Consider the following 26,733-nt stretch of genomic DNA (forward strand, 5'->3'; position numbering starts at 1 on the left):
TTGATAAAAATCTGAATATTTTAGTATAATATAACCCTTTTTGGCTCTAAAATTCAAACATAACCTTGCTAGGGAGGAAGTGTACACGATGACTTGGAAGATTTCAAATTCCGAATTATCACAGCAGGCACTGCTCAATATGGAGAGCCTGTTCGCGCTTGGAAACGGTTACCTCGGCGTCCGGGGCAACTTCGAGGAGGGATATGGCCCGTCCATGTCGACCATTCGCGGAACCTATCTGAATGCTTTTCACGATATCATTGAAATTCCATACGGCGAGAAACTGTTCGCCTTTCCCGATACCCAGCAAAAGCTTGTTAACAATATCGACGCTCAAACCGTTCTCGTCTACTTGGACGACGAGCCGGAGCCGTTTCGTCTGGACCACGGCACGATTTCGGCCCATGAACGCCATCTGCACATGGATAAAGGCTATGCGGAGCGAAAGGTGCAGTGGACTTCTCCGTCCGGCAAAGAAATCCGATTGACGTTCCGGCGCCTGGTGTCCTTCACCCGCCGCGAATTGTTTGCGATCCAGCTCCAGCTGGAGCCGGTCAATTTCAACGGCCGGGTACGCATCGTCTCGACGGTGAACGGTAACGTAAAAAACTACACGAACCCGAACGATCCGCGGGTCGGAGCCGGTCATGCGGAGCGGATGACCGTGATCGATGCCGGCGTTCGAGGTCAGGACGGCTACGTCATTGACGAGACGATGGCTTCCAAGCTGCGTGCGGCTTGCGTGACGCGTCACCGTCTGGAAGGCTCCGGGGCGCAGGTGCAGCTGGAAGCCAGATCGGGCGAAGTTCTGTTCACCGCTTCATTCCCGCTCTCCGGACCGGTTACTTTGACGAAATACAATATGTACGCGGACAGCCTGCGTCATGGCTCGGATCTCGTGGAGGAGGGCATCAGGCTCCACGAGCGGCTGCAGGATCTGTCGTTCGAGGATCTGGTCGCCGAGCAGACCCGGTATTTGGACAACTACTGGAAGTCCGCCGATGTCACGATTCGTAACGATGATCGTCTTCAGGAGGGCATCCGGTTCAATCTGTTCCAGCTGCTGCAATCCGCCGGTCGGGACAAGTACAGCAACATCTCGGCTAAAGGCCTCAGCGGCGAAGGATACGAAGGGCATTACTTCTGGGATACGGAAATTTACATGTTCCCGGTATTCCTGATGACTCAGCCGGACATCGCACGCCAGCTTCTGCTGTATCGTTACGCTGCGCTTGACCAGGCACGGGCAAGAGCCCGCGAGATGGGGCATAAACAGGGGGCCCTGTACCCGTGGCGTACCATTTCGGGAACCGAATGCTCCTCGTTCTTCCCATCGGGAACCGCGCAGTACCATATCAGCGCCGATATCGCTTACAGCTATATTCAGTATTATCTGGCTGAACAGGATCAGGACTTCCTGTTGTCTTACGGTGCGGAGGTGCTGATCGAGACGGCCCGCCTCTGGGCGGACATCGGCCATTACTACAACGGGGCGTTCCACATCGATGAAGTGACGGGACCGGATGAATATACCTGCTGCGTGAACAACAACTATTACACCAACGTGATGGCGAAGCATAACTTGAAGTGGGCCGCCAAGAGCTGCTCGATCCTGCAAGATTACGATGCGGAAGGCTACAAAGCGCTCTGCGACAGACTCGGCGTAACCGATGCGGAAATCGCCGCTTGGGCCAAGGCTGCGGACGCGATGCTGCTGCCTTACGACGAGACGCTGGGGATCAATCCGCAGGATGACACGTTCCTCCGCAAAGCGGTATGGGACTTCGAGAACACGCCGGAAGACAAATATCCGCTGCTGCTGCACTACCATCCGCTGACGATTTACCGGTACCAGGTGTGCAAGCAGGCGGACACCGTGCTGGCGCATTTCCTGCTGGAGGACGAGCAGGATTTCGAGACGATCCGCCGCTCCTACGATTATTACGAGGGCATCACGACGCACGATTCTTCGCTGTCCTCCTGTATCTTCAGCATCATGGCTTCGAAGATCGGCAATATGGACAAGGCGTACGAGTATTTCATCGAAACCGCGCGCCTGGACCTGGACAACACGCACGGCAATACGAAGGACGGGCTGCATATGGCGAATATGGGCGGCACCTGGATGTCCATCGTATACGGATTTGCCGGGATGCGCATTAAGGAAAACGGGCTGTCCCTCTCTCCGGCCATACCGAAGGATTGGGAGCAGTATGCATTCCGCTTGAACTTCCGGGGCCGGCTGATCGGCGTATCGATTGAAAAATCAGGTGTGACGATCGAGCTCGTCGAAGGCGAACCCCTCGAAATCAAGCTGTATGAGGAGCTTGTGGATCTGGCTTCCGGACAGCCGGTGAAACGGCCGCTTAAAGGCTAAACAGCTCAAGGGTTTTAACTCAGCCAGAGGCTTGGATGTCCACGGCTCGTACGACGCATGCGCCGGGAATCTCACCTGACATGTACCAAGCACAATCGCATACTGGGTACAAATTGCATACTGGGTACACATTGCATACTGGGTACACATCGCAAAATTGCCGGGATTGACGCGGCATGTTGCTGGTGAAGGTCCATGAAAGTCCATCCCCTATCGGCTGCCAGACTATTTAAAAGTGATAATCGGGAACATGACTTAGACATGTTTCCGTTGATAGAAGGAGAAATGAACCATGAGCGAAGGAATAACGCTTCAAGCCGTCATCTTTGACCTGGACGGCGTCATTACCGATACGGCCGAATATCATTACCAGGCGTGGAAAGCCATTGCCGCCGAGCTTGGCATTCCCTTCACCCGCGAGTTTAATGAGAACCTGAAGGGCGTCTCCCGCATAGACTCCCTGAAGCTGCTCTTAAGCCAAGCGGAAACGCCCGTCAGCTATTCGGACGAGGAGCTGCATCAGCTGGCGGAGCGTAAAAATAAGCTCTACGTCGAGCTGATCGAGACGATTACGCCGGCCGATCTGCTTCCCGGCGTCGCCGATTTCGTCGCCGCTATCCGGGCGGCGGGCCTGGCGACAGGCATCGCTTCGGCCAGCAAGAACGCCGTAGCCGTCCTTACCCGGCTTGGCGTCATGGATCGCTTCGACGTCATCGTTGACGTCACGAAGCTGAAGAACAACAAGCCGGACCCGGAGATTTTCCTGACGGCGGCTGCCCAGCTTGGCGCCGATCCGGCCGCTTGCATCGGCGTCGAGGACGCTGCGTCCGGCGTGGAGGCCATCAAGGCCGCAGGCATGTTCGCGGTTGCGATCGGCCGGGCCGAGCATTTCCCGCATGCGGATATCGTGCTGCCTAGCACGTCGCAGCTTGACTTCCGCGAGCTGAAGCAAGCGTTTGAAGGGTAGCTTTGAAATAAGTATGGGAGTGTTCTCGAAAGAGTCTGGCGTTCTTTCGGACACTCCCATTTTTATTCCAATGCCACCGTTGTCGATTAAATCGTTTTCTCTCTTATAACACTTGAATTGCAGATATTATTTTTTGAAAGTCACCTTTTTGGATAATCCGTCTTCCAGGTTCATCTCACCTTTATGGCGAACGAATACATTTTGGTTTCCTTCAAATGTTGGAGGGTTCTTCGGATCATAGTCTACCCAGCGACTTTTCCCATTCACAGAGTATTCCATGTATTGGGTAGCACCGATCAATTGATTTTTTTCGTCATCTGCTACTACATCGGGTGGTAATTGAACAACAGTACCATTGTGCACACCAAGCTCTTTAATAACTTTATCTGTTTTATAGTCATACGCCTTGATCTTCACATCATTTCCGTACACTTCAACCTGGAGGCCCTGTTTAAAATCATTGCCTGTCGAAACTTCACCGCCATTAGGCCCTGCCGATGCCCACCCCGCTTGAATCCCGGCTGTGTTCACAACGGTAAACCCACGTTGATCTCCACCTTCTACTACCTTTTTACCTGCCCAATCCGGAAGATTCAGATCCCAATGACTGTGGCTTGTGAAAAGAATGACTTGCGGATAATCCTTTAAGATTGCTTCTAATTTAGCCTGGTCTAAGTAGTCACCTGTATACGGCGATTGATTAGAGCCTGAAATCGTATCCTTTAGGATATGATGACTAAAGAGAAAGATCGGTTTATTTGGTTTTTTCTTTGAATATTCCTCAAGATTCTGCTTTAACCAATCAAGCTGCTCATCGCTAAGATAAACCTCATCCCACAAAGACTCATCATGATAGTGCATATATTTTTCGGTACCCAAGAAAAGGAACGGATATCCGTCTAACTCTTTTTTATGGTAGACTTTTTCCTCACCAGTAAAGTTATAAAAATTTTGGAACATTTCAGATTCCGGTGTATGATTAGGCCATGTGTCTTGTGCTAATTTGTTCGGTGTTGCCCATTTCGGTTTATAAAATTCATGATTTCCTATGCTGTACCATACATTTTCCGGGTGAGGATTACGATCTAACACTTGTTGTACGGCTTGATATTCGAAATCCCACCCTCGGTCCGTAATATCGCCATTAATGATTAATGCTTTCGAAGCAGGATTTACCTCTTTCATATCATGAAGCACATGCTTAAAGTCAGCGTAATCCCCTTGAATGTCACTAATGACATCAAAGGTAAGGCCTGGTTTTTTCGAAAATAGATGTTCATCCGGTTTTGCTTGAGCGGATCCTGAAACAGCACCTATATTAAAAAAAATAGATGTTGCCATAATACTTGTTAGCAGCTTCTTCATCATTAATTCCTCCTAGTAATGTTCATTTTCAGAATACTTTCGCAAAACAATGTATGCTTTAATGTATGCTTCTCTCTTATTGTAAACAGGAAATATTAAGCTAATATTCACTTAAAGTAAATCGTTCACATAATGAGCGGGAAGCCTTTTCAGAAGAGTTGCCGCCACCTTGACTTGACAATCCGACAATAAAAAATAGTAGACTGATAGATACAGTGATTCCCATCATATGATAGTGGTTATGCCGTGGGCGGGAATCTATGAAGAGTAGCGGAAGAGAGGGGAATGATCGATGGAACAGGCTGTTTTGAACCAAGGTGCCGGGAAATTCGGCAAGGGGGCGTATTCGTTAAAGCTGCTGGGGGGATTTGATCAGAGTGTATTCGAGTATGCCGGGGAGGATGGGTCCCGTTTCGTATTAAAGTTTCTGGATGCCGCCAAATACCGGAAGGCTGACATCATCCGGGAGCAGACCTGGATGGCCCATCTGGCCGGACACGGGCTTCGCATCGCGGAATCGTTAACCTCACATCAGGGACTCCTTATCGAAGAGGTAGCCCATGGCGGACAGTTATTTTATGTGATCGCCTTTACGATGGCCCCGGGCCGGCCGTTAACCGATCTGGAATCGGATGCTGCCGTGATCGAGCGCTGGGGACGCGGTCTGGGCAGGATGCATGCGCTCGGCAAGCACGGTTCCGCCGCTCTCCTTCACCAAATGGGCTTTGCCCATTGGAACAGCCATCCGATCTTTACGGATGAATTTCCGGCTGCCGCCGGCGAAAAGGTGCACACCCGTTGGAAGGAGTATCTAAAGGAGCTGTCCTCCCTCCCCCAAGATCCGCAAGGCTACGGCATCGTCCATAATGATCTGCATCATCGCAATTTCCATGTCCACGACGGCGACATCGTCTTTTTCGACTTCGGAGACATTGGCTATCACTGGTACGCTTACGATATCGCGATCTCGATCTATCATGCGGTACAGACCGTTCCCGGCCCGAGAAAAGCCGAGTTTGCCTCCCGCTTCTGCGATGCGCTCTTAACCGGATATCTTCAGGAGCATCCGCTCAGCACCGATTGGATCAAGCGGATTCCTTTTTTCATTGATTTTCGAAACGTATACTCCTTCGTCTACTTCTCCAAATACGTTGACTGGCATGAGCTCGACGAACGGACCCGGAAGTATCTCGCAGGGATGAAAGCCGATATCGAGGCCGGCACTCCGGTCGTTCATTTGCCGATATCATAATCGATAAGGAAAGCAGGACCTATTTCAAAATGAAATCAACCACGAAGCGAACACGGCGGACCCTCTTTCTTGCGGCGGGGCTGCTCCTCGCAGCCGCCTTGCTCTATCTGCTGTATCTCCGCCCCACACCGATTAAGACGGATTTCTTTACGACGGTCGACAACGAGCATACGATCATCTTCGAGGCGGTGAACGAAGGGATTGCGGACGTGCAGCTGCTGGACGTGCTCGTCAACGGCGGACACCGGCCGGTTAAGGCAGAGCTTGGCGTGAGCTACTCGCTGCACCTTGTCGGCGGCTCCAACCTGGAGGGCAATCCCGATATCGCGTTTGTCGGGCTCGGGGACATGCCCCTCCATCCGGACCTCTCCCCGGAAGACAAGCAGGCCGCGCTGAACCAAAGCCCCCGCATCCCGCTGAATTATGGGATACGCCTACTCCACGATGAGCCGATCCGGGCAGTCGAGCTGAAATATCGATACCTGGGGCTGACCTTCAAGAGGAATATCTCGATGGGGCGTTTTTTTCAAGAATAGCGTGTTAGTGGACAACTGACAGAAAGGCTGAGGGCAGGGCGGTCTTAATGTCCTGTTCCCATTTCGCATTGGCTGCCTCGTCCAAGCTTTCCCGGTGCCAGTATAAAATCAGGACGTTCGCAAGCTCATGTTCATTCGGGACCTGCATATTATACACATCCTTCTGCTTATGGAAATCAGCCTGGCCTTGGATGCGTTCTTCTTCCGTATCAAAAATGTACACCGAAATTCGCTCCTCGATGCCTGAGCCTTCCGGCTGGTTCTCATCCAGTGCATACATCATGGCTTGCACGCCACTTAGCACCCAGTCCGGGCTGATGTGCTTGGAGCGGAGGTCGATCCCTTGCCCCTTCAATGCTTCTTCCACATCCTCAAGCGTAAACCGTACCTCAGTGGCCTCCCCCGCGGCGGATGAGTCCATCGGGTTATCAGCCTGAGCCCGCCCTTCGGTTTCCTGCTTCGTAACAGGCCCCCTCGATTCCGCCTGGAAGCATCCTGCCAATGCGAATAGGGCAACCCATAGAAGGGTAAGCATCTTCAACGCTTTCAAAATCATGCACCCCTTTTGCTCTTTGCGATCCCGTTCATTAAGGTCTTCTACATTTTTTTAGGCTATATCTTATAGACTCCGGAACGAAAGGCAAGGTTTCAGGTTATAACCAAAAAAAATCCCCTCCTATTTATGTGACCAGCTGTGCTTTGTTAAGTTGATATTCACGTGTTTTGGCAGCAATGTTACTTATAAACAAAGAGCCTTCACCGCGCTAACGGTAAAGGCTCTTTGTTGCAACCCGGCATGGCTGCGGATCTTCACGGCAAGCGAAGAACCATGGCCAACAGCCTTGGATTAGTACTGAATTTTAAGCGTGTCCCCATGAACATACACGCCCTCGGAGCGGGTAATCGGCAGCTTATGCTCAGCCGAAAATCCGATGGTTTCCCCAGCCCTTAACGTGACGTCCTGCTCAACAACATACAATGAAATATCCATCAAGAATTCACGGAGCTCAGCCGGGGTTACCTGGCTGTCCAGCACCTCAATTTCGTCCTTGCCTAAAGCTCTCAGCCCATAGGTATATCCGCTCACTCCCGATTCCGTTCCGACCAAACCGAAGTGAACCAGATTTAACAGAGGAAATAGATCTTCCTCCTTCATCAGCTCTGCCATATCGACAAAAATCTCGGGCTGAAATACCGTTCCGGATGAATAAAGCCCCACCGCATTCGGCAGCTTCAAACAGCTTGCCGCCACTTTCGCATACATTTTTCCGCTGTCCAGCGGAGAACCTGTGCGTGTAAATACCGCCACGATCAGCTGCGCAACATGGGTCTGGGTAACCGCAGCCGCCTCGGGCCACAAATAGTTTCCTTGCGCGTAATGCTCAGCCTCTCCATCCGGAACCGGAGCCTCAACGAAGCTGACCGCAGCCATACAGCCCTCTGCCTCAAAAACCAGAATGCCGTCCTTCTCCTTACTGGAGGCACCATCTTCCTCCTCGGGGGACCAGGTGATATTCCAGTCATGCCGGAGATTGGCCTTGATCTGTTCCAGATCACATTCCGGGGAGTTCAGCAGAACAAACCCGTTAAAGATGCCGGATCCGGATGATTCATCTGGCTCGGCCTTGCTGTCCTCTGCGGTTTCTTGTTCATAGGCTGCCGCCTGCTTCATCCAATACTCCCGGATCATTTCGACCATAGCTATGGCCTCCTGCTCTGCTGTTGCGGGGTTGTAGGGCTGCATCTCGCTAAATACATGTCCGCAGTGGTCAGTATCAGAGGAGCTTTCATAGCCGCCGCAGACGCCAAGTAACCATTTCCCGAGCATGGACTTCTTATATTTAAATATGTAGTAATGCATATCGTGGAGATCAAATTCTCCGGCTATTTCGATTCTGCTGGGCTTGTGGCCGAGCTCCTGTTCATGGGCCAGCCATTCGATCATTGAATCCGTGGCCGCTTGCTGTTGAGCTGTCATGTATTCCTCTCCTTAATTTCATCTAGGATTGCACCTGTTATATTCTACCAGCCCCCAGCAGGTTCAGCAACAGAACGGCAGATGGCCAGCCAATCCACACTCCCGGAGGCTCTGGGGCGGTCGCTGCGGCGACATGTATCCTCAACACATGCGATTATGTCAAAACGCACTCACCATTCCCCTCCCCCAGCTCCCTCTTATGCAAGCAAACCAATCAAGCTCTCGGTCCCCTCATCCCTACGGCCTGTACTGCCGGCGATATTCCCTTGGCGACATGCCGACGGTCCGCTTGAACACTTTCCCGAAATGCGAGAAATTGCCGAATCCGGCATGCAAGGCGACATCCGTTACGGAATCGCCGGATTCGCGCAGCAGACGCTGTGCTTCTTTGATCCGCAGCAGATTCACGTAATCGCTGAAGGTAAAGCCTGTCATCTGTTTAAACAACCGGCTGAGGTAATACGGGCTGATCCGGAAGTCTTCGGCGACACCGGTCAAGGTGACGGGGCTTTGGTAGTGCCGGTTCAAATACTGCACGATCGCCTGGGCTTTCGGATGAAGAGCCGGCTCGGTGTCCGCCGGGCGGACCTGGCCCAGATGCCGGCCCCGGTAAGCTTGGAGCAGCAGCTCCAAAGCGCGATGTCGCAGCAGCTGGCCGCTCCCCGCTTGAGGGCGGACCATCTCGCCCACCATCTCGTCCACGATGCGCCGGATCGCTTCTCCTTCGGCGGTTGGAAGCCGCAGCAAAGGAACCTCCCAGCGGAAGGGCTCCAGCAAGCTCTCCTCGAGCTCGGACGAAACCGATAAATCGCCGAATAAGCCTGGGCTTATATACAGGACGACCCGGTCGTGGTCGGGCCGGCCGCTGTCCAGCGTCTTATGCACCGCATTCCGGTCGACGAATACGAGGTCCCCCGCCATCACTCTGTACGAGCGGTCCTTAATAAAGTAAATACGCTCCCCGGACAAGAGATAATACAGCTCATAATGGTCATGAAGATGATCGGTCGCCATCGAGAAATACCCGATCCGGCGATCATATTCAATATCCAGGTATCCGCCCGGATCGCGGTACTCCGCTTTGAACGGTCTCACCATGCGCTCGCCCCCTCTTGTTCTGAATTATAGCAAAATATGCGGTGTTTGAAAGCGATTACGCATAAAATGCGGAGAAAGAAGTGTTCCCTTGTTATAGGCTTGAGCTATATTCAAGGAGGCGATTTAAGATGAGCAGCAAAAAACGCTATGTCCTGGTCGGAACCGGGGGCCGGGCCGAATTTTTCTACGGTGCGCTGGCGGAGCATTTCCGCGATCAATCCGAGCTTGCGGCCTTTTGCGATATCAACCATACCCGCATGAACTATGCCAACCGGCTGCTTCGCGAGAAATATAACCACCCCGAGGTGCCAACCTACGGCGCCGATCAATTCGACCGGATGATCGAAACGGAGAAGCCGGACTACGTCATCGTGACAAGCATTGACAGGACGCATCACAAGTACATTATCCGCGCCATGGAGCTCGGCTGCGACGTCGTAACGGAGAAGCCGATGACCGTCGACGAAGAGAAATGCCAAGCCATTCTGGATGCCGCCAAAAGGACGGGCCGAAACATCCGGGTCACCTTCAACTATCGCTATGCGCCCCATCATACCAAGGTGCGGGAGTTGATCATGAACGACACCATCGGACAAGTGACGTCGGTCCATTTCGAGTGGCTGCTCAATACGCGCCACGGCGCAGACTACTTCCGCCGCTGGCATCGGGATAAGCGCAATAGCGGCGGGCTTCTCGTTCATAAATCCACCCATCATTTTGATCTGGTCAATTTCTGGATCGGGTCTCAGCCGGAAACCGTGTTTGCTTTTGGCGATCTCATGTTTTATGGAAGGGAAAATGCGGAAGCCCGCGGAGTAACGCAGTTCTACAACCGGGCGACCGGAAATCCGGTCGCCAAGGACGATCCCTTCGCGCTCCATTTGGATTCCAATGACCATCTGAAGGCGATGTATTTGGATGCGGAGCAAGAGGACGGCTACCAGCGGGATCAGAGCGTGTTCGGGGACGGCATTAATATCGAGGATACGATGGGCGTCCTCGTCCGTTACCGCAACAAAGCCATCCTGACCTATTCCTTGGTCGCCTACCAGCCATGGGAGGGATACCGCCTTGCCATCAACGGGACCAAGGGCCGGATCGAGATGTCGGTCATCGAGCAGTCCTACGTCAACTCGGGAGGAGATAAGAAGCTGGAAGGCGCGTTGAAAGGAAAAAGCCTCCGCGTACTTCCGATGTTCGGGGCTCCGTATGAAGTTGAGGTTGAAGAAAAGGCAGGCGGCCACGGCGGCGGCGATCCGGTTCTGCTGAACGATCTGTTCGGAGAGGCCGCGGAGGATCCATTCCACCGCGCGGCCAATCATATCGATGGGGCCCGATCGATCCTCACGGGAATTGCAGCCAACCGCGCCATCGCAACCGGTATGCCGGTTCATATTCATAGCCTGGTCCGCTTCTAGGAGCGCATAGGACGGCTTCCCGCCGGCATACACACATCCATAAGGCTGCGTGCTTCACGCAGCCTTTTTTGCTGCTTGAACAACAAACAAGTGGCAAACACAAGGAGGGGTTTCATGTTTTTCTCACTAAAAAGCCGACTCATCGGATTGATCGTGGTGCTCTTCGTACTCTCGTTCGGCACGCTGTCCTTTCTGCTCTTCAGCGAGGCCCGCACCGTCATCCGTTCTTATATCGAGTCCTCCGCCTTGGAAAAGATGGAGGAGTATGGCTCGTATGTCGATATGGTGCAGATGCAGATTTACGATGCCGCTTCGCTTGTGTTCAACAGCGACACGACCAAGAACTGGGACAGCGCCTTGAATGACAAATCGATGACCGAAGGCGAGAAGATGCTGGCCAATCTGGCAATGAGCCGCTTCCTTACTCAGGCAACCAACAGCTATACCAGCATTTCCGATATTTCGGTATACCGCGAGGACGGCCTGCGAGTCGGTGGTGAGAATCAAGTCGCCTTCGAACCGGCATTCCTGCAGGAGAGGTGGTATCGCAGCTTCTTCGACTTGGGAGAGCGCTGGCTTCCTGCCCACATCGATGCTCACGAACGAGTTCGGGACCATGGAAATCCGGTCATCAGCCTGTTGATGCCGATCGGCACATTCCACCATCAAGCGGCTCAAACGGTCATGAAGGTAAATGTGAGCGAATCCTATTTTCTGGAGCCGCTGAACAGGATTCACTTGGCCAAGAACAGTACGATCTTCCTTTTGAATGAAAAGGGCGGGCCGATTCTTTCCCAACAAGCGCATGAGCTCGGCGCCGAGGCCGCGCACGAAATAGACCGCATCCGGAGCGGGCCGATGAAATCAGGGGTTGTTTATCTGGACAACGCCGAAGGAAAGCGCGACATCCTGGTCTACAAGAAGCTCGGGCGAACCGGATGGATGCTCGCCGGATTGGCGCCGGAGCAAGAGCTGTATGCCTCGCTTCATAGACTTCAGAGCACGATCATAGCCGTCACGGCCATCCTAGTCCTCGTCTCGCTGTTCGCGGCGGCCTGGCTCTCCTATGGCGTAACCAAGCCCCTTACCCGTCTCGTGCTGGCGATGAGGCAGGTGCAGCGCGGCGCTTTCGATCAGGCCGAGACGATGTTGCCTCCTGATAAAAACGTAAAAAGCGAAGTCAGCTACGTTATCTCCACCTTCCGTTATATGATCAGCCGTCTCCGGCAGCATATCCAGAACGAATTCGAGCTCAAGCTGCTTCGCCAGCAGGCGGAATACAAAGCATTGCTTATGCAGATCAATCCGCATTTCATGTTTAACACGCTTGAGCTCATCAGCAGTCTCGCAATGCAGCGCCGAACCGACGATACGGTTCAGGTCATCGAGGATCTCGGCAAAATGATGCGCTTTTCGATGAACACGAGCGATGACCGGGTTGCCCTAGCGGAAGAATTGGGTTATGTCCGGCACTATATTTCCATTCTTCAAACCCGCTTCGGCGATAAGCTTCGCATCGATATCGCCGAGGAAGGACGACTGGAAGCACTGATGGTCATTAAGTTTATCCTTCAGCCGCTCATCGAGAATGCGGTCAAGTACAGCTTCCGGCACCAGCCCATCGCCATCGTGGAAATCCGGGTTACCCGGGAGGCCGACCGGCTCCGCCTGCGCATTTCCGATAACGGACCCGGCATGCCGAAAGGCATCTTGCGGAAGCTGCGAGATCAGGATGCCACCCCGCAGCTGGACCCGATTCTGGACAGCCGGAGCTGGCATATCGGACTAGGGAACGTCATCGCCCGCTGCCACCTGCACTATGGTTCATTGTTCACGGTTAACATCCATGCCGAAGAAGGAACCGGCACTTGCATCGAGCTGATATTACCGGCACAGGAGGAACGTTATGTACAACGTATTGATTGCGGATGATGAAATTGAGGTACGCGAAGGGCTAAAGCTCAAAGTCGACTGGCAAGCCTCCGGGTTTCAGATCACCGGCGAAGCGGCCAACGGCTTGGAAGCGGAGTCCCTGCTGAAAGCCGGCCATTATGACCTGCTGATTACCGATATGAGCATGCCCGTTATGGACGGGGTGAAGCTGCTTGACGTGTGCCGGAGCTATATTCCCGACATTCGGATCATGATCATTACCGGCTACGAGGATTTTCAATACGCAAGAGCGGGCGTCCGCAGCCAAGCCGCAGACTATTTGCTTAAGCCCGTAACACGGGACGATCTGAAGTCGGCACTGGAGCGCATCAAGGCCAGCCTCGATAAGGAGCGGAAAGTGCGGGATGAGTCGGAGATGATGCAGTGGCGACTATCCCAATACTATCAGGAAATGAAAGGGCGATTCCTAATGGACTTGGTGAGGGGAGACCGGATTCCCCCCTCCTCGTTATCGGAACGCCTCCGCTTGTTTCATCTGGATGCTTGGCAGGAATCCGAAGTCTGCTTCATCACGGCGGGCATCAGATCAACGCGTTCACGGATGGAGGCTGGCGGCCGGGATCTGGAACAGCTCCGCCTTCCGTTTCATATGCTCTGCCATGAACTGGCACAGCTTCATTCGGAGAATATCCAGATGTTCCGTGATCATGCCAACGCGGCTACGGTGCATTGCGTTATCGCAAGGGGACTTCAACAGGAGTTCGCCCGCAGGCTGACGGAACAAGCCGATGCGCTACTGGACGTTGACGTTCTCATCGGAATAGGCCGGCCCGTAACGGGCTTGGCGCGTTGGAAGGAGGGCTATCTCCATTCCCTCCTCGCTTGGAACATGGCTTGGCGTCAGGGCGGACCTACCCCTGCCCCGGTAACGGATCACAGCCCGTTATTGCCTGAGGAAACGAGCAGGACACTGCATCGCTGTCTCGTTCGCGGACAAATGGATGCCTTCGGGGACATCATTCGGAAGGAACTCCGGGACGCTTTTGCTATTTCCTCTCCCCGGTTCTACCGCTGCATTTTTCAAATTTCGCTTCTCATGGAATCAATCTTGGCCGACGTACCGCGGGATCTTCCCGAACGCGAGCCGATCGGTCTCTCCCCGGATTGGGTCCTGCTGATGGAGTCGCCCGAGCAAGCCGAGCGTCTGCTGATGGAGTGGGCGCAGCAGTATGCCTTCGGAGAACGGGAAACACACGCCGAGCAGACGGTGATCGAATCGGCCAAGCGGTATATTGAGGAACATTACATGCAGGACCTTACACTGACAAATCTGGCCGAGCAATACAACTACCATCCTACGTATTTTTCGGAGATGTTCAAGGAAGCGGCAGGTGTCACCTTCATTCAGTACGTCACGGAGATGCGCATGAGGCAAGCGGTTCGCCTTCTGACGGAGACGGGACTCACCGTTTGGGACATCGCGGAGCTGGTCGGATTCTCCTCCCCCGGCTACTTCAGTTCCAAATTCAAAAAGATGTTTCACATGAGCCCGTCGGACTTCCGCTTGGCAGCCACCCGAAAAAAACAACAATCATGATCCGAAGAAATGAGATTCCGCCTTCCGGACTCCCCCGTTATGATGAATGCAACGGATCGTGCACCGCGCCATTTGTAAGCGGTCACAATGCGCTGATCGAACTACCGGTCAGGCTACCACTGCATCATACCCGAAGGGAGGCTCATGATGAGAAATTCGTCCAAACCCTTGTATGGACAGCAGAACAAAACGGCATACCTCTTTTTGCTTCCTTGGCTCATCGGTTTTTTCTGTCTGACGCTCGGGCCGATGATTGCTTCATTGTACTTATCCATGACCAAATTCAACCTGTTGTCATCGGCAACATGGACCGGACTGAGCAACTATGTCCAAATTTTTAGCGAAGATGATACCTTCCGGCGATCGCTATGGCTGACGTTCTATTACGTCTTCTTATCCGTGCCGCTCCGGCTCGCCTTCGCACTCTTGGTCGCCATGGCGCTGAACAAGGGCATCCGCGGTCTCGGCATCTATAGAACCGTGTATTACATTCCTTCGCTGTTAGGGGGGAGCGTGGCCATTGCGATCGTATGGCGCCAGATCTTTGATGGCAGCGGACTTGTCAACCAGTTCTTAAGCTGGTTCGGAATTACCGGACCTTCCTGGATCGCGCATCCAGATTATGTGATCTATACGATCGTGACCTTGTCCATCTGGCAGTTCGGATCGGCGATGGTCATCTTCCTTGCCGGCCTCAAACAGATCCCGGCAGACCTCTATGAAGCTTCGGGGGTCGATGGTGCCGGGAAACTGCGGCAATTTTTCAGTATTACGCTGCCGATGCTGTCACCCGTCATCTTTTTCAACCTGATCATGAGCATGATCAATTCCTTTCAAGCCTTCACGCCGGCTTATGTCATCGGCGACGGGCGTGGAGGACCGCTGGACGCCACCATGTTCTACACTCTGTACCTCTATCTCAAAGGGTTCTCGTACTTCGATATGGGATATGCGTCGGCGCTGGCATGGATCATGCTGGGGATTATCGGCATCTTTACGGCAGTCGTCTTTCTGACATCGAAGTTCTGGGTTTTCTATGGCGACAACCAGGAAGGGAGGTAACGATATGCCATTGGAGCGCCGCCTTATTCAAGCTGGAAGGCATGCGGTTATCATTCTGCTGGGCATCGCCATGCTATACCCGGTCTTATGGCTCGTCTTGAGCTCGTTCAAACCGAACCATCTAATATTCAACAGTTCCGGCCTCATTCCCGAGGTGTTTACTCTGGATCATTACGTAAACGGGTGGAAAGGCCTGCAGGGCGTGTCCTTCGGCCGGTTCTTCAGCAACTCGCTGGTCATCTCAATCCTCAGCGTCATCGGAAACGTCGTGTCCTGCTCGCTTGCAGCCTATGCATTCTCACGGTTGAAGTTCCGGCTCAAGGGCCTGTGGTTCAGCATCATGCTCGTGACCATCATGCTTCCGTACCACGTGACGCTGGTGCCCCAGTACATTATGTATAATGAGCTGCATTGGATCAATACGTACTTTCCGCTGATTCTCCCGAAATGGCTTGCCCATGACTCGTTCTTCATCCTGCTGATGGTGCAGTTCATACGCGGTATTCCGCGCGAGTTGGACGAGAGCGCAACGATCGACGGGTGTGGTCAGGCGCAGATCTTTTTCCGAATCGTGGTTCCGCTTCTCGTACCCGCCCTGATCACCACCTCGATCTTCACCTTCATCTGGAGCTGGGACGACTTCTTCAGTCAGATGATTTATTTAAGCAAAATCGACCTATTCACGGTTCAGCTCGGCATTCGATCCTTATTCGACCCTTCCGGACAATCCGATTGGGGCGCCTTGCTGGCCATGTCCACGCTGTCGCTGCTGCCCGTGACGATCATCTTTCTGTTATTTCAGCGGTATTTTCTCGAGGGCATCGCCACGACAGGCTTGAAGTAAAGTTCCCTGCAGAAAAGCATCGTAATTGATGGCTTGTATAGCACGAATCACGAATTTTTGGGAGGAATAACGATGTTAAAGCGAATCATGGTTGGCATGTTGGCTTCTCTTCTCTTGTTCATCACAGCCTGCTCCGGAACGGATCATACGGGTAAGAGCGGAAGCACTGGTTCAGCGGGCGAAGCCGAAGGCCAAATCGAGCTGCGGATGATGTGGTGGGGAGACCAGAAACGCGCGGATATTACGAACGAAGCTCTTAAGATATTTATGGAAAAACATCCAAACATCAAAATCGTAGGCGAGTTCTCGCCCTCGTCGGGATACTTCGACAAGCTGAACACGCAGCTTGCCTCCGGCACCGCTCCCGACATCTTCTTCCTGGGCGGGAACGTCGTCGACTATGCCAAGAAGGACGTCCTGTTGAACCTCGATCCTTACGTCGGCAACGAGCTGAAATTGGATGGCATGGATCCGGCAATGGTGGAATACGGGCGCATCGACGGCAAGCTGCAGCATATATCCGCCGGTGCGAATGCAAGAGGAATTGTCATCAACAAGGCGTTGTTCGAAAAGGCAGGAATGCCAATGCCTAACCAGGATTGGGACTGGGAAGAGTACGCTGCAGTCAGCCGGGAGCTGTCCGAGAAGCTTGGGAATGGCGTATACGGAACGTATAACTTCACCGTGGACGGTATGGACATCTACTTGAAGCAGCGCGGAAAGCAGCTGTACGACATGGAGAACGGTACGCTCGGCTTTGCCCAAGAGGATATTCTGGGATGGTTTGAATATTGGGAGAGGGCATCGAAAGCCGGCGGCGTGGTGACGCCGGAGCTCCAAGTCTCCAATCCGCATGACGACACGAGCAAATCGCTGTTAATTACCGGCAAGGCGGCTATGAGCCTCCTTCCTTCGAATCAGCTGGCCGCTTTTCAGAGCCTAACGGAAGACCCGCTCGTGCTGTATCCGGTCCCGCGAGGTCCTAAGGGAACCGGCGTCGTGTTCGAATCGAGCCAAGGATTGTCCGGTTATGCCAATACGAAGCATCCGAAAGAAGTCGCCTTATTAATGGATTTCTGGATTAATGATCCGGAAGCCGCCAAAATCCTCGGCAATGACCGCGGGGTGCCCGTCACGGAGGCGAACCGGGAGCTGCTGCAGAAGGAAGCCGGACCCGTCGAGGAGATCGTCTACGCTTATACGAGCCTGGTATCCGAGGCGACCAAAAAAGAGCCGTTCGACGTCAGCTATAACCCGCCGGGGTTCGCGGAATTCTCCAAGCTGGCCCAGACGACAACCCAGGAGATCGGCTTCGGGCGTAAAGACGTCAAACAGGCTGTGGCAGACTTTTATAACGGCACGGTCCGCATTTTCGAATCCAATCAATAACCTAACTTCTACCGTCATGTGACGCCGAGCACCGCGCTGGAAGCTTCGCGAGGAGCTCGGGGAAAAGGAGGTGGCTTTAGAGCATGAACGAAAATGCAATGGAGAAGCTGCGCCGGATGTCGATTGAGGATCGGGTGCGGCCGGTCAAGCAGGAGGATCCGCTGCTCTTAGCCGAGTGGCAGGAATCGGGCGTCCGGTTCGCCGCTTCCGGCGGTAATCTGGAAGATGCTTACTATGCCGCGCTGCAGAAGCTTCTTTGCTGCATCGTCCCCATAAGGGGCCGCAATCCCATTCTCCAGGAGGGCGGCATCTATCTCGGGTGCTGGCTGGAAAGCACGGGGACAATCAATGCCGAGCTGTTGTCCCGCTTTCTTCCCTCTGTGGCCGAGTCGACTTATTTGGCCTTTGCCGACTTCCAGCGGGACGACGGCTTAATTCCATACAAGCTGACCGAGAACGGGCCGGCCTTCCGCCAGATCCAGCTGGTCACTCCGCTTGCACGCTGCATTTGGAATCATTACCGTCTGCATGGCCGGGACCGGTCCTTCCTGGACATGATGTATCAGGCCATGGCCCGGTACGACGAGTGGATTGCGCTTAACCGCAACACCCGGGGCACAGGCTGCGTCGAAGCCTTCAGCACCTTCGATACCGGTCATGACTTATCACCAAGGTTCTGGCATGTACCCGATACACCTTACGGGAGCGATGCGGCGGCCTTCCACCCGGATTCGCCGATCCTCCCCTTCCTGGCACCGGATTTAACGGCCAACATCTACTGCCAGCGGCTGTATTTGTCCCGGATCGCCGAGGAGCTCGGGCAATCCGGAGAAGGCTGGAGGGCGAAGGCCGTGGCCAGCCTGGACAGTCTCTTCCGCTATTGCTACGACGAAGAGGATATGTTCTTCTATGACCTGGACCGAAACGGCCGTTTCGTACGGGTCCAGTCCGACGTTCTGCTGCGGGTCATGGCCTGCGAAGTCGGCGACCGGTCCTTGTTTGATACCATGCTGGAGCGTTATCTCCTTAATACGAGCAAATTTTTTGCCAAGTACCCTTTCACCTCCTTGGCCATGGACGATCCACGTTTTGATCCGTTCTCTACTTATAACAGCTGGGGCGGACCATCCAACTTCCTGAGCCTGATCCGCGCGCCGCATGCGTTCGAAGCGCATCACCGTTATGTCGAGCTGACTTGGGTCATGCAGCCGATCCTGTCCGCCCTCGCCAGAGCCGAACGCTTCCCGCAGGCTTTGAGTCCGTGGACCGGTCAGGAGGGTTTTACGGAGACTTACTCGCCCGCCATCCTCTGCCTAATGGATTACGTGGAGCGGCTATGCGGAATCCTGCCTAAAGACGGAGAACGTCTATGGTTCACCGGCCTTCTGCCGGCAGCCATGGATCATGGAGAGGAAATCGCAGGCAGTACAGCTTATACCCGGATAGTGAACGGCATGCGTTTCGAGCTGACGAATGGTTCGGATACCATGACGATCCTCCGAGACGGAGCGGTTCACATTCAGGCTCCGTCCGGGATCCGGCTTATCACCGACACCGCCGGAAAACTGGAAGGGATTGTAGGCATGAGTGTACGAACCGTAACGGGAATGTTGCATTACGACGGCCGGTCAATAGCCGTCGAGATCAAGGGTAATGAACAGCAGCGCTACCAGGATGGAATCCTGACGACCGAGCGGGATATCGGCATTATTTATCCGACGTACCGCTGATAGTTTCCGGTTATCTACCGAATGATAAGGAAGCATCACCTCCAATTTATCCGTTCTAAAATGTAATTAGGGGAGCCGTATGATACGGCTCCCCTCTCTTATGAACTTATTACAGCTTCACGATTTTGCCGGTAGCCTGGGATTCGAACGCGCCCAGAATTACGTTGAGCGAACGGAGACCTTCTTCGCCGGAAATCCGCGGAGGCGTATTGGTCAGGATGCACTCCACGAACTCGTCGATAACGCCGCTCGGCACCTGCTTCTCGTTCGTTGCCATCGCACCGACTTTATATGTCTCAACCGTGCCGTCGGTCAGCTCGACGATCACTTCGTCGCCATGAACCGTACCGATCTTCATGGCACCCTTCTCGCACCAGAGCACGGTGCCGTTGTCGCCGGCCCGGTAATGCGTCCAGCTCGCCATCAAGGTGCCTACGGCCCCGCTCTTCATGCGCACGATACAAGTCGCATTGTCGTCCACGTCGGTGCCTTCTTTATGAACTGTGCCGATGAAGCCGGCAACTTCCACGATTTCATCGTTCAGCAAGTAACGGATGAAGTCGGATTTGTGCACGCCGAGGTCGCCCATGGCGCCCATAACCGCTTCCTCCTTGCGGAAGAACCAGCTGTCGCGTCCGTCCAAGCTCCATCCCTCCGGACCGCCATGACCGAAGGATGTACGGAAGGTCAGCACTTTACCGAGCTTGCCGGAGTCCAGAATTTCCTTCGCCTTCACATGCGGAGGCATCAGGCGCTGGTTGTGTCCGACCATCAGATAAACGCCGTTCTTGCGGGCAGCCTCGATCATCTGCTCCCCTTCTTCGGCATTGGAAGCCATCGGCTTCTCGACCAGCACATGCAGGCCGGCATTAGCTGCCGCGATCGTCATTGGCGCATGCAGGTAGTTTGGTGTACATACGCTTACGGCATCCAGCTTTTCATTCTTCAGCAACTCCTGGTAGTCCGTGTACGCCGTACCGCCGTACTGGGCCGCCATTTCTTCGGCACGCTCCTTCACCGGATCGGCGAAGGCTACCAGCTCCACGTTCTCATTGTTGGCATACTCAGGAATATGTCTGCGCTGGGCGATCGCGCCGCAGCCGAATACAGCTACTCTAATTTTGCTCATGAACAATTCTCCTTTTCCTCGTTCTCAGGTACGAATTAATTAAAATTGGTTCAAATAGTTCTGCTTCAGCCAGTTCATGCTGTTCTCCACGCTTTGGAGCGGCGGATTCTGGCATACGTCCTGCTCAACGATCAGCCATTCCGTGCCTGCATCGGATGCAGCCTGAATGACGCCCGGCAGGTTTACGTCGCCCTGGCTAAGCTCCAGCGTCTTCATGTTCCCCTCGGCATCCTTGCTGAAGTCCTTCAGATGGAGAAGCGGCAGACGGCCAGCATATTTCGGAATATAGGCAAGCGGGTCCTGACCGGCAAATTGTACCCAGCATACGTCCATTTCCACTTGCACAGCTTCAGGTGAGGTTGCCGCATACATGGCATCAAATACGAACGCTCCATCCACTTTATCTTCAAATTCAAATGCATGGTTGTGATAACCGAAGATAAGACCCTGCTTGCGGGCTTCAGCCCCTACCTCTTCCAAGAACGCGAACAGCTTCTTCCAATCCTCGGCATTCTCGCGGTCCTCCGGAGCAACGTATGGACACATCATATATTTCGCGCCGATCGTCTTCAGGTAATCGATCTCCTTCTGCAGATCCTCGCGCAGCAGATGCAGACCGACGTGGCTGCCGATCGCTTTCAGTCCGAGCTCTTGAAGAAGCGTTTTCATTTCTTCGGCGGGAATGTCTCCGTAGCCTGCAAATTCAACACCCTCATAACCCAATTCCGCCACCTTGCGGAGCGTACCGCGGAAATCCTGTGCCGTCTCGTCGCGCAGCGTGTACATTTGCAAACCGATATTCATTCTTCTCATGTTTGGCGCACCTCGATTCAAAATTTGGGTTAATGCTCAATCTGCTACTATCATACAAGGAAATGGGCTAAAATGAACATAAACAATATGGCTGCAACATGAACTATCTGCTTATATTTTTCACTGGAGGTTTTGGCCATTATGGATGCAAGACTGCTGATCTGCGACTATTCGTACCACTTCCAGCAATTCAGCAACAGCCATCGGGGCGGCTTGACGAACTATTTGTTTCGTCTGCAGACGGAAGGATCCTGTGAGGTGTACTGCAACGGAATCGTGCACCATGTGCAGGGGGGAGATCTGCTGCTGCTGAAGCCCGGCGACGAGTACGAGCTGCGTGTCAAGGACGGCGGCGGGGAAGGCCGCGTGTCCAGCGGGGATTATTTCATATTTTGCGATGGGGCATGGATCGATGAATGGTGGGGCCGGATACAGCGCCCGGTCGTCAGCCGGATCGGGCTGGACGATCATCTGCTTGGACTATGGAGACATCTCCTCTTGGAGAAACGGCGCGGAATGGACGGGGAAAACGATGAAATGACAGGCTACCTGCTGCGCGGGCTGTGCCTCAGCCTGGATCGCGCCATTACCGAGACGAAGCCGGCCGACCGCCTCGCCTTTACAGCCCTCCGGCTGAAGCGGTTTGTGGAGGAGCATGCCACGGTTACCTTTAAGCTGGAGGATGCGGCAAAGCACGTCGGCCTGAGCCTGTCGCGGGCAGTCAAGCTGTTCAAGGAGTATTACGGCAAGACGATGATTCAATATGCTTTGGAAATCCGCCTCAACGCGGCCGTTGAGCGGATCAAATACAGCACGATGACGCTGGAGGAAATCGCGGAAACCTCGGGGTTCGCCAGCTATTCCTACTTCCACCGCGTCTTCCGCGCCAACTACGGCATGTCGCCGGTTAAATTCCGGGAAGCTGCCACCGTCCCGGCGAGTCCTGAGCGCCTCATTTGAGTGTATTCTTCAACGAATACGCGGCCTATGAGCATTCTTCAACCAATGGCGGCAGCCCATGAGTATTCTTCAACTTACTGACGGCAGCCCATGAGTATTCTTCAACCAACTGGCGGCGGCCTATGGGATTTCGCTTCTATGAAAAGAGGCATCATTATTCCTTCCATATATCCACCCCGAGCTGCCGGAGAACATTAACCGCCTCTTCTACCGGCAGCTTGGGGAGTTTGAATTCTTGATTGATGACTTCACGTAATTCTCCAAGATCCGACAATACCCGCTTCTCGACCGTTCCATCGATATACCGGATGCTCAAACCATTGTTGACCAAGGACAGCGAACGCTGCTGATCCAGCTGCCAAAGCTGGCAGCGCAAGGTCGAAGTAAACATATCATCCGGCTTGAAATATTGCCGTATCGCAGGCTGGAAATCATCAAATTGATAGGTTTTTCTCGTATCGAAGGTCCACAAGAGATCCGTTTGCAGCTTGCCGTCGACATACCGGTAATACGCATAGGTTCCCGGTTCGCCGGCTGGGCGTAATCTTACTTCAATACCGGCATACGCAGACACGTAATCGGGCTCGCTCATCAATCGAACCGGCTGAAAGAATGGTGCTGCATTCCCGCAATCCACATAGACCTCTTCCTCCTCATCAGGAAGCTGAACGAGCAATCCGACATGCCCGCCTCCAAGCAACGTGTAGCGGCTGCGGAAACCAAGCTGTGTCAACAACTGTTGAAGGCTGCTGTTGATCATGTAGCAGGTCCCCCCCATATTGAACTGCAGCAGCTGATCCACGAACCGCTTTGCATCTTCCTGGAGGCTTCCTGTTTGATGATACTCATGGAATCGAAGGAGTGTACTGATATTCTCAAACGGAATCCGGTTATGATGCGCCGTGCAGATTTCAGTTAAATACGCATAGGAAGGCTCCTTTAACGGAACTTGAATATAGTTCAGATAATTGGTGACCCATTGGGGTAATCGCTCTTGATCCATCACGATGATCAGTCTCCCTTCTCCGATAGTGGAAGCTATGCTCTTTATTTTAAAGACCTTCCATCTGAATACATCATACGAACGACTACTTAATCGATACAAAAAAAGTCCGGCCCGAGCTAAGACCATTCCCTACGACTTAAGTCTAATTATCAGCTCCGGCCCCCATCGCCCTCTCATGGTTTAACAGCCACTGCTTGCGCGACAATCCCCCGCCGTACCCGCCCAATTCACCATTCGCATTGATCACGCGATGACAGGGTATGACAATCGCGAGCTGATTCGCCCCATTCGCCTGAGCAACAGCACGGTACGCGGTTGGCTTTCCCATCGTTGCCGCGATTTCGCCATACGAAGACGTTTGACCGGTAGGAATCTGTAATAACCGACTCCAGACTTCGGTTTGAAACGGAGATCCCAACATGCGCAGAGGGGTTTGAAACACCGTTAATTTCCCGTCAAAATACTCGCCCAACTCACGCTCAATCGAACGGAGGGGGGCGGTGCAACCCGGAATGATTGCCGAACGGGTTCTCCGCCGAAGTCGTTCAACCTCGCGCTCCAGCCCTCTGCGATCAACGAATTCAAGCAAATATAACGCTTCCTCGTCCGCAATCGCGATCATCGGCCCGAGGCGCGTGTCCAGCCAGGAAGCTCTTAGAACACGGTGATGGCCTGACCGGGTAGGCGCTGCGCCCATAATCCGGGAAAAGGCATCCCGAAACCCGCTGCTGGACTCGTAACCGATCGTCAGCTGGGCATCGATGACGGCATGTCCCTCCCGAATCTGCTTCAAGGCAAGCCCCATCCGCCGTGCCCTTGCATATTCGACAAAGGTCATCCCGAACCGCTTTTTGAATTGGCGCCTCGCCGTTGAGGCATCCACCGACAGCTCCTGAAAGTCCTGGTTGGTCCATCTCTTCTCCGGGTTTGCCTCCACCGCGTCTACAAGCAGCCGAACCAGGTCGGACACCTGATTGGGATGCGAAAGCGGCCGGCATCGTTTGCAGGGCCTGTAGGAAGCAAGCAGCGCTTCTTCGGCTGTTCCAAAAAATTCGCAGTTCTCGATTTTAGGCTTCCTTGCCGGGCATGTCGGGCGGCAGAATACGCCGGTTGTCTTGACGCCTACATAAAAGACGCCCTCGTATTCCGACTTCTTCTCCAGCAGCGCCTGGTAATATTCCTGTTGATTCGAGGCTGATATCATGCAAAATTCCTCCCGTATCCTTTGTTGGCACGTCATGCGCGACCGTGGTTCATGTTGTGAGCTGCTTTGGGGTAATCCAGGCACCGCCATTTGTTCTCATTATATTTCTTCTGCAAGCATGACATCGCCGAAAATCGTGCATGAATTTTTTTAAAATTAAAACGTTGAATCCACCGCCATCAACAAAAACCCTCTTCCGAATGAATCGGTAGAGGGTTTTCAAGATGCATATGAAGTGGAACTTCCTGAATCCATCGACTGTATTCCCGCTATACGGTACAGTTTGATTTCCCTTGCAGCTGACTTAACCTTTAATCGAGCCGGCCACCATACCCTTCATGATCTGCTCCTGCAGGATCAGGTAAGCGACAATGGTCGGAATGACCGCGATGGCCATAGCCCCCATCGTCAACGCATAATCCGTACCGAAGCCGTCCGAGAAGAGCGACAGACTGAGAGGCAGCGTCTTCAGCGCCTGGGTATTGATAAAGACGAGCGCGAAGGAGAAATCGTTCCAGAACCGCAGGAACGCCAGAATCGAAATGGTTGCCACGATCGGCATACAGAGCGGAAGAATCATTCTGCCGAAGATTCCCCACCAGCCGCTGCCGTCGATCATGGCCGCTTCCTCGATCTCCCTTGGAATCGATGACATATAAGCCATCGACAGGAAGATCGCGATCGGCAGCTCGAACGCCGTGTAGGGAAGAATGAGCGCCCCGTACGTATCGAGCAGGCCGATGTTCTTCATCATAATGAACAGCGGCACAAGCGTACTGTGAATCGGGATCAGCAGGCCTGTCGTGAACAGAACCACGACGGCCTTTTTGAACGGGAACTGGAATCTGGACAGCACATAGGCAGCAAGAACGCTGAGCAGAATCGTCAGGGCGACGGATATAATGGTCACAACGGTCGAATTCAGCATCGCGCGGCCCATATTTCCAAGCTCCCACGCCCGGAATATGTTCTCTGACATCCATTCCTTCGGCAGGCCGTAAGGATTGGTAAAGAAATCCTGATTGGATTTAAACGCGCTCGTAAAAAGCCAGTACAGGGGGTAGAGCGTAAGAATGGCGTAACCAAGCAGCAGCAGTTTGACGAACCCGGATAATCCCTTCATGATCGTTCTTTTTCCCGAAGCGCTTCCGGTTCCGGTTGTCTGTAAATTCATGTCGCTCACTCCTTCCTGTTAACTTGACTTTCTGCGCGTTGCAAAATAGTTGATGGCGATCAGGATCGCGCTGACAATCATGATCATGGTGGATACGGCCGAGCCGTAACCGTAACGATAGACGCTGAACGTGCTGTTGTACATGTAGGTGGCAAGCAGCTCCGTCGATTGCGCCGGTCCGCCGCCCGTCATGACGATAACGTGGTCGAACGCCTTCAAGCTTCCCGAGATGCAGAGCACGATGGTAACGACGACCGTGCTCCAGATCATCGGCAGCGTAATGTTTCTCAGCTTGTTCCAGCCCGAGGATCCGTCGATTTTGGCTGCGTCATGAATCTCCGGGGAGATGTTTTGCAGCGCTGCGATAAAGATAACCAGGTATGGCCCGACGTTGGCCCAGTTGATCGGAATCGAGATCGCCAGCATATTCACCTTCGGATCCGACAACCAGGCCCGGGTCCACGATTCCAATCCAAGCATCTCCAGCACATGGTTCGCGATTCCGAACTGCGGATGATAGATGTACCCCCAGATGAGGCCGACAACTACCGTCGAGAGAACCATCGGCATAAACACGGCCGAACGGATGAACCGGCTGAAGAGCGAATTTTTAAACAGGACGATCGCCAGAACCAACGCGATCGGCACCTGACCGATGATCGAGGACACCACCAGGATCAAGTTGTTGCGAAGAGCGCGCCAGAAGATCGGATCCTTGAACATCTCTTTATAATTATCAAGTCCGATAAACGTGGCTTCACCAAACCCTTTCCAGCTGAAAAATCCGTAATAGGCCGACCAGAACACCGGGATGATGACAAATATCAGAAACAACAGCAGCGCAGGAAGAAGCGCTATGGCTATAAATCCTTTGCTTCTCATCGCTGTAGGCATGGCAGCCTCCTCCTCCTATCCTTATCCTTTAGCATGTTCAGGGCTAA

Annotated in this window: 22 protein-coding genes; 12 read left to right on the forward strand and 10 right to left on the reverse strand. The window is 53.5% G+C overall.

The features are described 5' to 3' along the window. Nucleotides 1–88 precede the first annotated feature (88 nt). Together NST44_RS03130 and pgmB are read left to right on the forward strand one after the other, a co-directional pair. Nucleotides 89–2,377, forward strand: a complete 2,289-nt coding sequence (locus NST44_RS03130) for a glycoside hydrolase family 65 protein (RefSeq protein WP_007130636.1) — start codon at nt 89–91, stop codon at nt 2,375–2,377. A 292-nt stretch (nt 2,378–2,669) separates the two neighbouring features. Further along, the gene (pgmB, locus tag NST44_RS03135) at nt 2,670–3,344 is read left to right on the forward strand and encodes a beta-phosphoglucomutase (RefSeq protein ID WP_210094234.1); all 675 of its coding nucleotides are present in this window, start codon (nt 2,670–2,672) and stop codon (nt 3,342–3,344) included. Nucleotides 3,345–3,470: 126 nt separating this feature from the next. Here the strand turns inward: pgmB and NST44_RS03140 are convergent, their stop codons facing one another. After that, nucleotides 3,471–4,709, reverse strand: coding sequence for a DUF4073 domain-containing protein (locus NST44_RS03140; protein WP_040738810.1), 1,239 nt, complete (start codon nt 4,707–4,709; stop codon nt 3,471–3,473). Nucleotides 4,710–5,001: 292 nt separating this feature from the next. Between NST44_RS03140 and NST44_RS03145 the strand changes: the two genes are divergently transcribed. Together NST44_RS03145 and NST44_RS03150 are read left to right on the forward strand one after the other, a co-directional pair. After that, nucleotides 5,002–5,961, forward strand: a complete 960-nt coding sequence (locus NST44_RS03145) for a phosphotransferase enzyme family protein (RefSeq protein WP_007130639.1) — start codon at nt 5,002–5,004, stop codon at nt 5,959–5,961. Nucleotides 5,962–5,990: 29 nt separating this feature from the next. Then, nucleotides 5,991–6,497, forward strand: coding sequence for a hypothetical protein (locus NST44_RS03150; protein WP_007130640.1), 507 nt, complete (start codon nt 5,991–5,993; stop codon nt 6,495–6,497). Between the two features lie 4 nt (nt 6,498–6,501). On the opposite strand, the gene NST44_RS03155 is transcribed toward NST44_RS03150, so the two are convergent. The 3 genes from NST44_RS03155 to NST44_RS03165 form a co-directional block, all read right to left on the reverse strand. Next, the gene (locus NST44_RS03155) at nt 6,502–7,047 is read right to left on the reverse strand and encodes a hypothetical protein (RefSeq protein WP_138919333.1); all 546 of its coding nucleotides are present in this window, start codon (nt 7,045–7,047) and stop codon (nt 6,502–6,504) included. A 297-nt stretch (nt 7,048–7,344) separates the two neighbouring features. Next, nucleotides 7,345–8,475 (reverse strand): DUF4261 domain-containing protein, encoded by a 1,131-nt coding sequence (locus NST44_RS03160; RefSeq protein WP_007130642.1) that lies wholly within the window; start codon nt 8,473–8,475, stop codon nt 7,345–7,347. A gap of 237 nt (nt 8,476–8,712) precedes the next feature. Further along, nucleotides 8,713–9,573 (reverse strand): AraC family transcriptional regulator, encoded by an 861-nt coding sequence (locus NST44_RS03165; protein WP_007130643.1) that lies wholly within the window; start codon nt 9,571–9,573, stop codon nt 8,713–8,715. 128 nt (nt 9,574–9,701) lie between these two features. On the opposite strand from NST44_RS03165, the gene NST44_RS03170 reads away from it, so the two are divergent. The 7 genes from NST44_RS03170 to NST44_RS03200 all read left to right on the forward strand — a co-directional run bounded on the left by NST44_RS03170 (nt 9,702) and on the right by NST44_RS03200 (nt 19,506). Next, nucleotides 9,702–10,991 carry a Gfo/Idh/MocA family oxidoreductase gene (locus NST44_RS03170; protein ID WP_007130644.1) on the forward strand — a complete coding sequence of 430 codons (1,290 nt, stop codon included), beginning with the start codon at nt 9,702–9,704 and terminating at the stop codon, nt 10,989–10,991. Between the two features lie 114 nt (nt 10,992–11,105). Further along, nucleotides 11,106–12,923, forward strand: coding sequence for a cache domain-containing sensor histidine kinase (locus NST44_RS03175; RefSeq protein WP_007130645.1), 1,818 nt, complete (start codon nt 11,106–11,108; stop codon nt 12,921–12,923). Then, nucleotides 12,898–14,481, forward strand: coding sequence for a helix-turn-helix domain-containing protein (locus tag NST44_RS03180; RefSeq protein WP_007130646.1), 1,584 nt, complete (start codon nt 12,898–12,900; stop codon nt 14,479–14,481). The genes NST44_RS03175 and NST44_RS03180 overlap by 26 nt, the downstream gene beginning before the upstream one ends. A 147-nt stretch (nt 14,482–14,628) precedes the next feature. After that, entirely contained in the window at nt 14,629–15,543 is a 915-nt protein-coding gene (locus tag NST44_RS03185; protein WP_007130647.1) for a carbohydrate ABC transporter permease, read from the forward strand. Between the two features lie 4 nt (nt 15,544–15,547). After that, entirely contained in the window at nt 15,548–16,387 is an 840-nt protein-coding gene (locus NST44_RS03190; protein WP_007130648.1) for a carbohydrate ABC transporter permease, read from the forward strand. Between the two features lie 72 nt (nt 16,388–16,459). Then, nucleotides 16,460–17,776: an ABC transporter substrate-binding protein gene (locus NST44_RS03195; protein ID WP_007130649.1), complete on the forward strand. Its 1,317-nt coding sequence runs from the start codon at nt 16,460–16,462 to the stop codon at nt 17,774–17,776. 83 nt (nt 17,777–17,859) lie between these two features. Continuing rightward, nucleotides 17,860–19,506 (forward strand): MGH1-like glycoside hydrolase domain-containing protein, encoded by a 1,647-nt coding sequence (locus NST44_RS03200; protein ID WP_007130650.1) that lies wholly within the window; start codon nt 17,860–17,862, stop codon nt 19,504–19,506. 109 nt (nt 19,507–19,615) lie between these two features. Here NST44_RS03200 and NST44_RS03205 read toward each other — a convergent pair whose 3' ends face one another. Next, nucleotides 19,616–20,635: a Gfo/Idh/MocA family protein gene (locus NST44_RS03205; RefSeq protein ID WP_007130651.1), complete on the reverse strand. Its 1,020-nt coding sequence runs from the start codon at nt 20,633–20,635 to the stop codon at nt 19,616–19,618. Nucleotides 20,636–20,674: 39 nt separating this feature from the next. Continuing rightward, a complete protein-coding gene (locus NST44_RS03210) occupies nt 20,675–21,448 on the reverse strand; it encodes a sugar phosphate isomerase/epimerase family protein (RefSeq protein WP_007130652.1) in 774 nt (257 codons plus the stop codon). 141 nt (nt 21,449–21,589) lie between these two features. Between NST44_RS03210 and NST44_RS03215 the strand changes: the two genes are divergently transcribed. Then, complete coding sequence (locus tag NST44_RS03215; RefSeq protein ID WP_007130653.1) at nt 21,590–22,408, forward strand: helix-turn-helix domain-containing protein; 819 nt, start codon at nt 21,590–21,592, stop codon at nt 22,406–22,408. A 154-nt stretch (nt 22,409–22,562) separates the two neighbouring features. On the opposite strand, the gene NST44_RS03220 is transcribed toward NST44_RS03215, so the two are convergent. The 4 genes from NST44_RS03220 to NST44_RS03235 form a co-directional block, all read right to left on the reverse strand. Beyond that, on the reverse strand, nt 22,563–23,411 hold the full coding sequence (locus tag NST44_RS03220) for an arylamine N-acetyltransferase (protein WP_040738813.1): 849 nt from the start codon (nt 23,409–23,411) through the stop codon (nt 22,563–22,565). A 145-nt stretch (nt 23,412–23,556) separates the two neighbouring features. Then, nucleotides 23,557–24,618 (reverse strand): bifunctional transcriptional activator/DNA repair enzyme AdaA, encoded by a 1,062-nt coding sequence (locus NST44_RS03225; protein ID WP_007130655.1) that lies wholly within the window; start codon nt 24,616–24,618, stop codon nt 23,557–23,559. A gap of 304 nt (nt 24,619–24,922) precedes the next feature. Next, the gene (locus tag NST44_RS03230; protein ID WP_077570218.1) at nt 24,923–25,792 is read right to left on the reverse strand and encodes a carbohydrate ABC transporter permease; all 870 of its coding nucleotides are present in this window, start codon (nt 25,790–25,792) and stop codon (nt 24,923–24,925) included. 18 nt (nt 25,793–25,810) lie between these two features. Continuing rightward, on the reverse strand, nt 25,811–26,686 hold the full coding sequence (locus NST44_RS03235) for a carbohydrate ABC transporter permease (RefSeq protein ID WP_007130657.1): 876 nt from the start codon (nt 26,684–26,686) through the stop codon (nt 25,811–25,813). Nucleotides 26,687–26,733 lie beyond the last annotated feature (47 nt).

It is taken from the genome of Paenibacillus sp. FSL W8-0919 (assembly GCF_038003785.1).
GTDB lineage: Bacteria > Bacillota > Bacilli > Paenibacillales > Paenibacillaceae > Paenibacillus_AQ > Paenibacillus_AQ lactis.

Excerpts from the sequence above, each read along its gene's own strand:
- NST44_RS03185 (WP_007130647.1), top strand. The coding sequence starts at position 14,629 with ATGAGAAATTCGTCCAAACCCTTGTATGGACAGCAGAACAAAACGGCA.
- NST44_RS03170 (WP_007130644.1), top strand. The coding sequence starts at position 9,702 with ATGAGCAGCAAAAAACGCTATGTCCTGGTCGGAACCGGGGGCCGGGCC.
- NST44_RS03210 (WP_007130652.1), bottom strand. The coding sequence starts at position 21,448 with ATGAGAAGAATGAATATCGGTTTGCAAATGTACACGCTGCGCGACGAG.
- NST44_RS03230 (WP_077570218.1), bottom strand. The coding sequence starts at position 25,792 with ATGAATTTACAGACAACCGGAACCGGAAGCGCTTCGGGAAAAAGAACG.
- NST44_RS03215 (WP_007130653.1), top strand. The coding sequence starts at position 21,590 with ATGGATGCAAGACTGCTGATCTGCGACTATTCGTACCACTTCCAGCAA.
- NST44_RS03175 (WP_007130645.1), top strand. The coding sequence starts at position 11,106 with ATGTTTTTCTCACTAAAAAGCCGACTCATCGGATTGATCGTGGTGCTC.
- NST44_RS03205 (WP_007130651.1), bottom strand. The coding sequence starts at position 20,635 with ATGAGCAAAATTAGAGTAGCTGTATTCGGCTGCGGCGCGATCGCCCAG.
- NST44_RS03195 (WP_007130649.1), top strand. The coding sequence starts at position 16,460 with ATGTTAAAGCGAATCATGGTTGGCATGTTGGCTTCTCTTCTCTTGTTC.
- NST44_RS03220 (WP_040738813.1), bottom strand. The coding sequence starts at position 23,411 with ATGGATCAAGAGCGATTACCCCAATGGGTCACCAATTATCTGAACTAT.
- NST44_RS03130 (WP_007130636.1), top strand. The coding sequence starts at position 89 with ATGACTTGGAAGATTTCAAATTCCGAATTATCACAGCAGGCACTGCTC.
- NST44_RS03225 (WP_007130655.1), bottom strand. The coding sequence starts at position 24,618 with ATGATATCAGCCTCGAATCAACAGGAATATTACCAGGCGCTGCTGGAG.
- NST44_RS03165 (WP_007130643.1), bottom strand. The coding sequence starts at position 9,573 with ATGGTGAGACCGTTCAAAGCGGAGTACCGCGATCCGGGCGGATACCTG.
- NST44_RS03150 (WP_007130640.1), top strand. The coding sequence starts at position 5,991 with ATGAAATCAACCACGAAGCGAACACGGCGGACCCTCTTTCTTGCGGCG.
- NST44_RS03200 (WP_007130650.1), top strand. The coding sequence starts at position 17,860 with ATGAACGAAAATGCAATGGAGAAGCTGCGCCGGATGTCGATTGAGGAT.
- NST44_RS03145 (WP_007130639.1), top strand. The coding sequence starts at position 5,002 with ATGGAACAGGCTGTTTTGAACCAAGGTGCCGGGAAATTCGGCAAGGGG.
- NST44_RS03180 (WP_007130646.1), top strand. The coding sequence starts at position 12,898 with ATGTACAACGTATTGATTGCGGATGATGAAATTGAGGTACGCGAAGGG.
- NST44_RS03190 (WP_007130648.1), top strand. The coding sequence starts at position 15,548 with ATGCCATTGGAGCGCCGCCTTATTCAAGCTGGAAGGCATGCGGTTATC.
- pgmB (WP_210094234.1), top strand. The coding sequence starts at position 2,670 with ATGAGCGAAGGAATAACGCTTCAAGCCGTCATCTTTGACCTGGACGGC.
- NST44_RS03160 (WP_007130642.1), bottom strand. The coding sequence starts at position 8,475 with ATGACAGCTCAACAGCAAGCGGCCACGGATTCAATGATCGAATGGCTG.
- NST44_RS03140 (WP_040738810.1), bottom strand. The coding sequence starts at position 4,709 with ATGAAGAAGCTGCTAACAAGTATTATGGCAACATCTATTTTTTTTAAT.
- NST44_RS03235 (WP_007130657.1), bottom strand. The coding sequence starts at position 26,686 with ATGCCTACAGCGATGAGAAGCAAAGGATTTATAGCCATAGCGCTTCTT.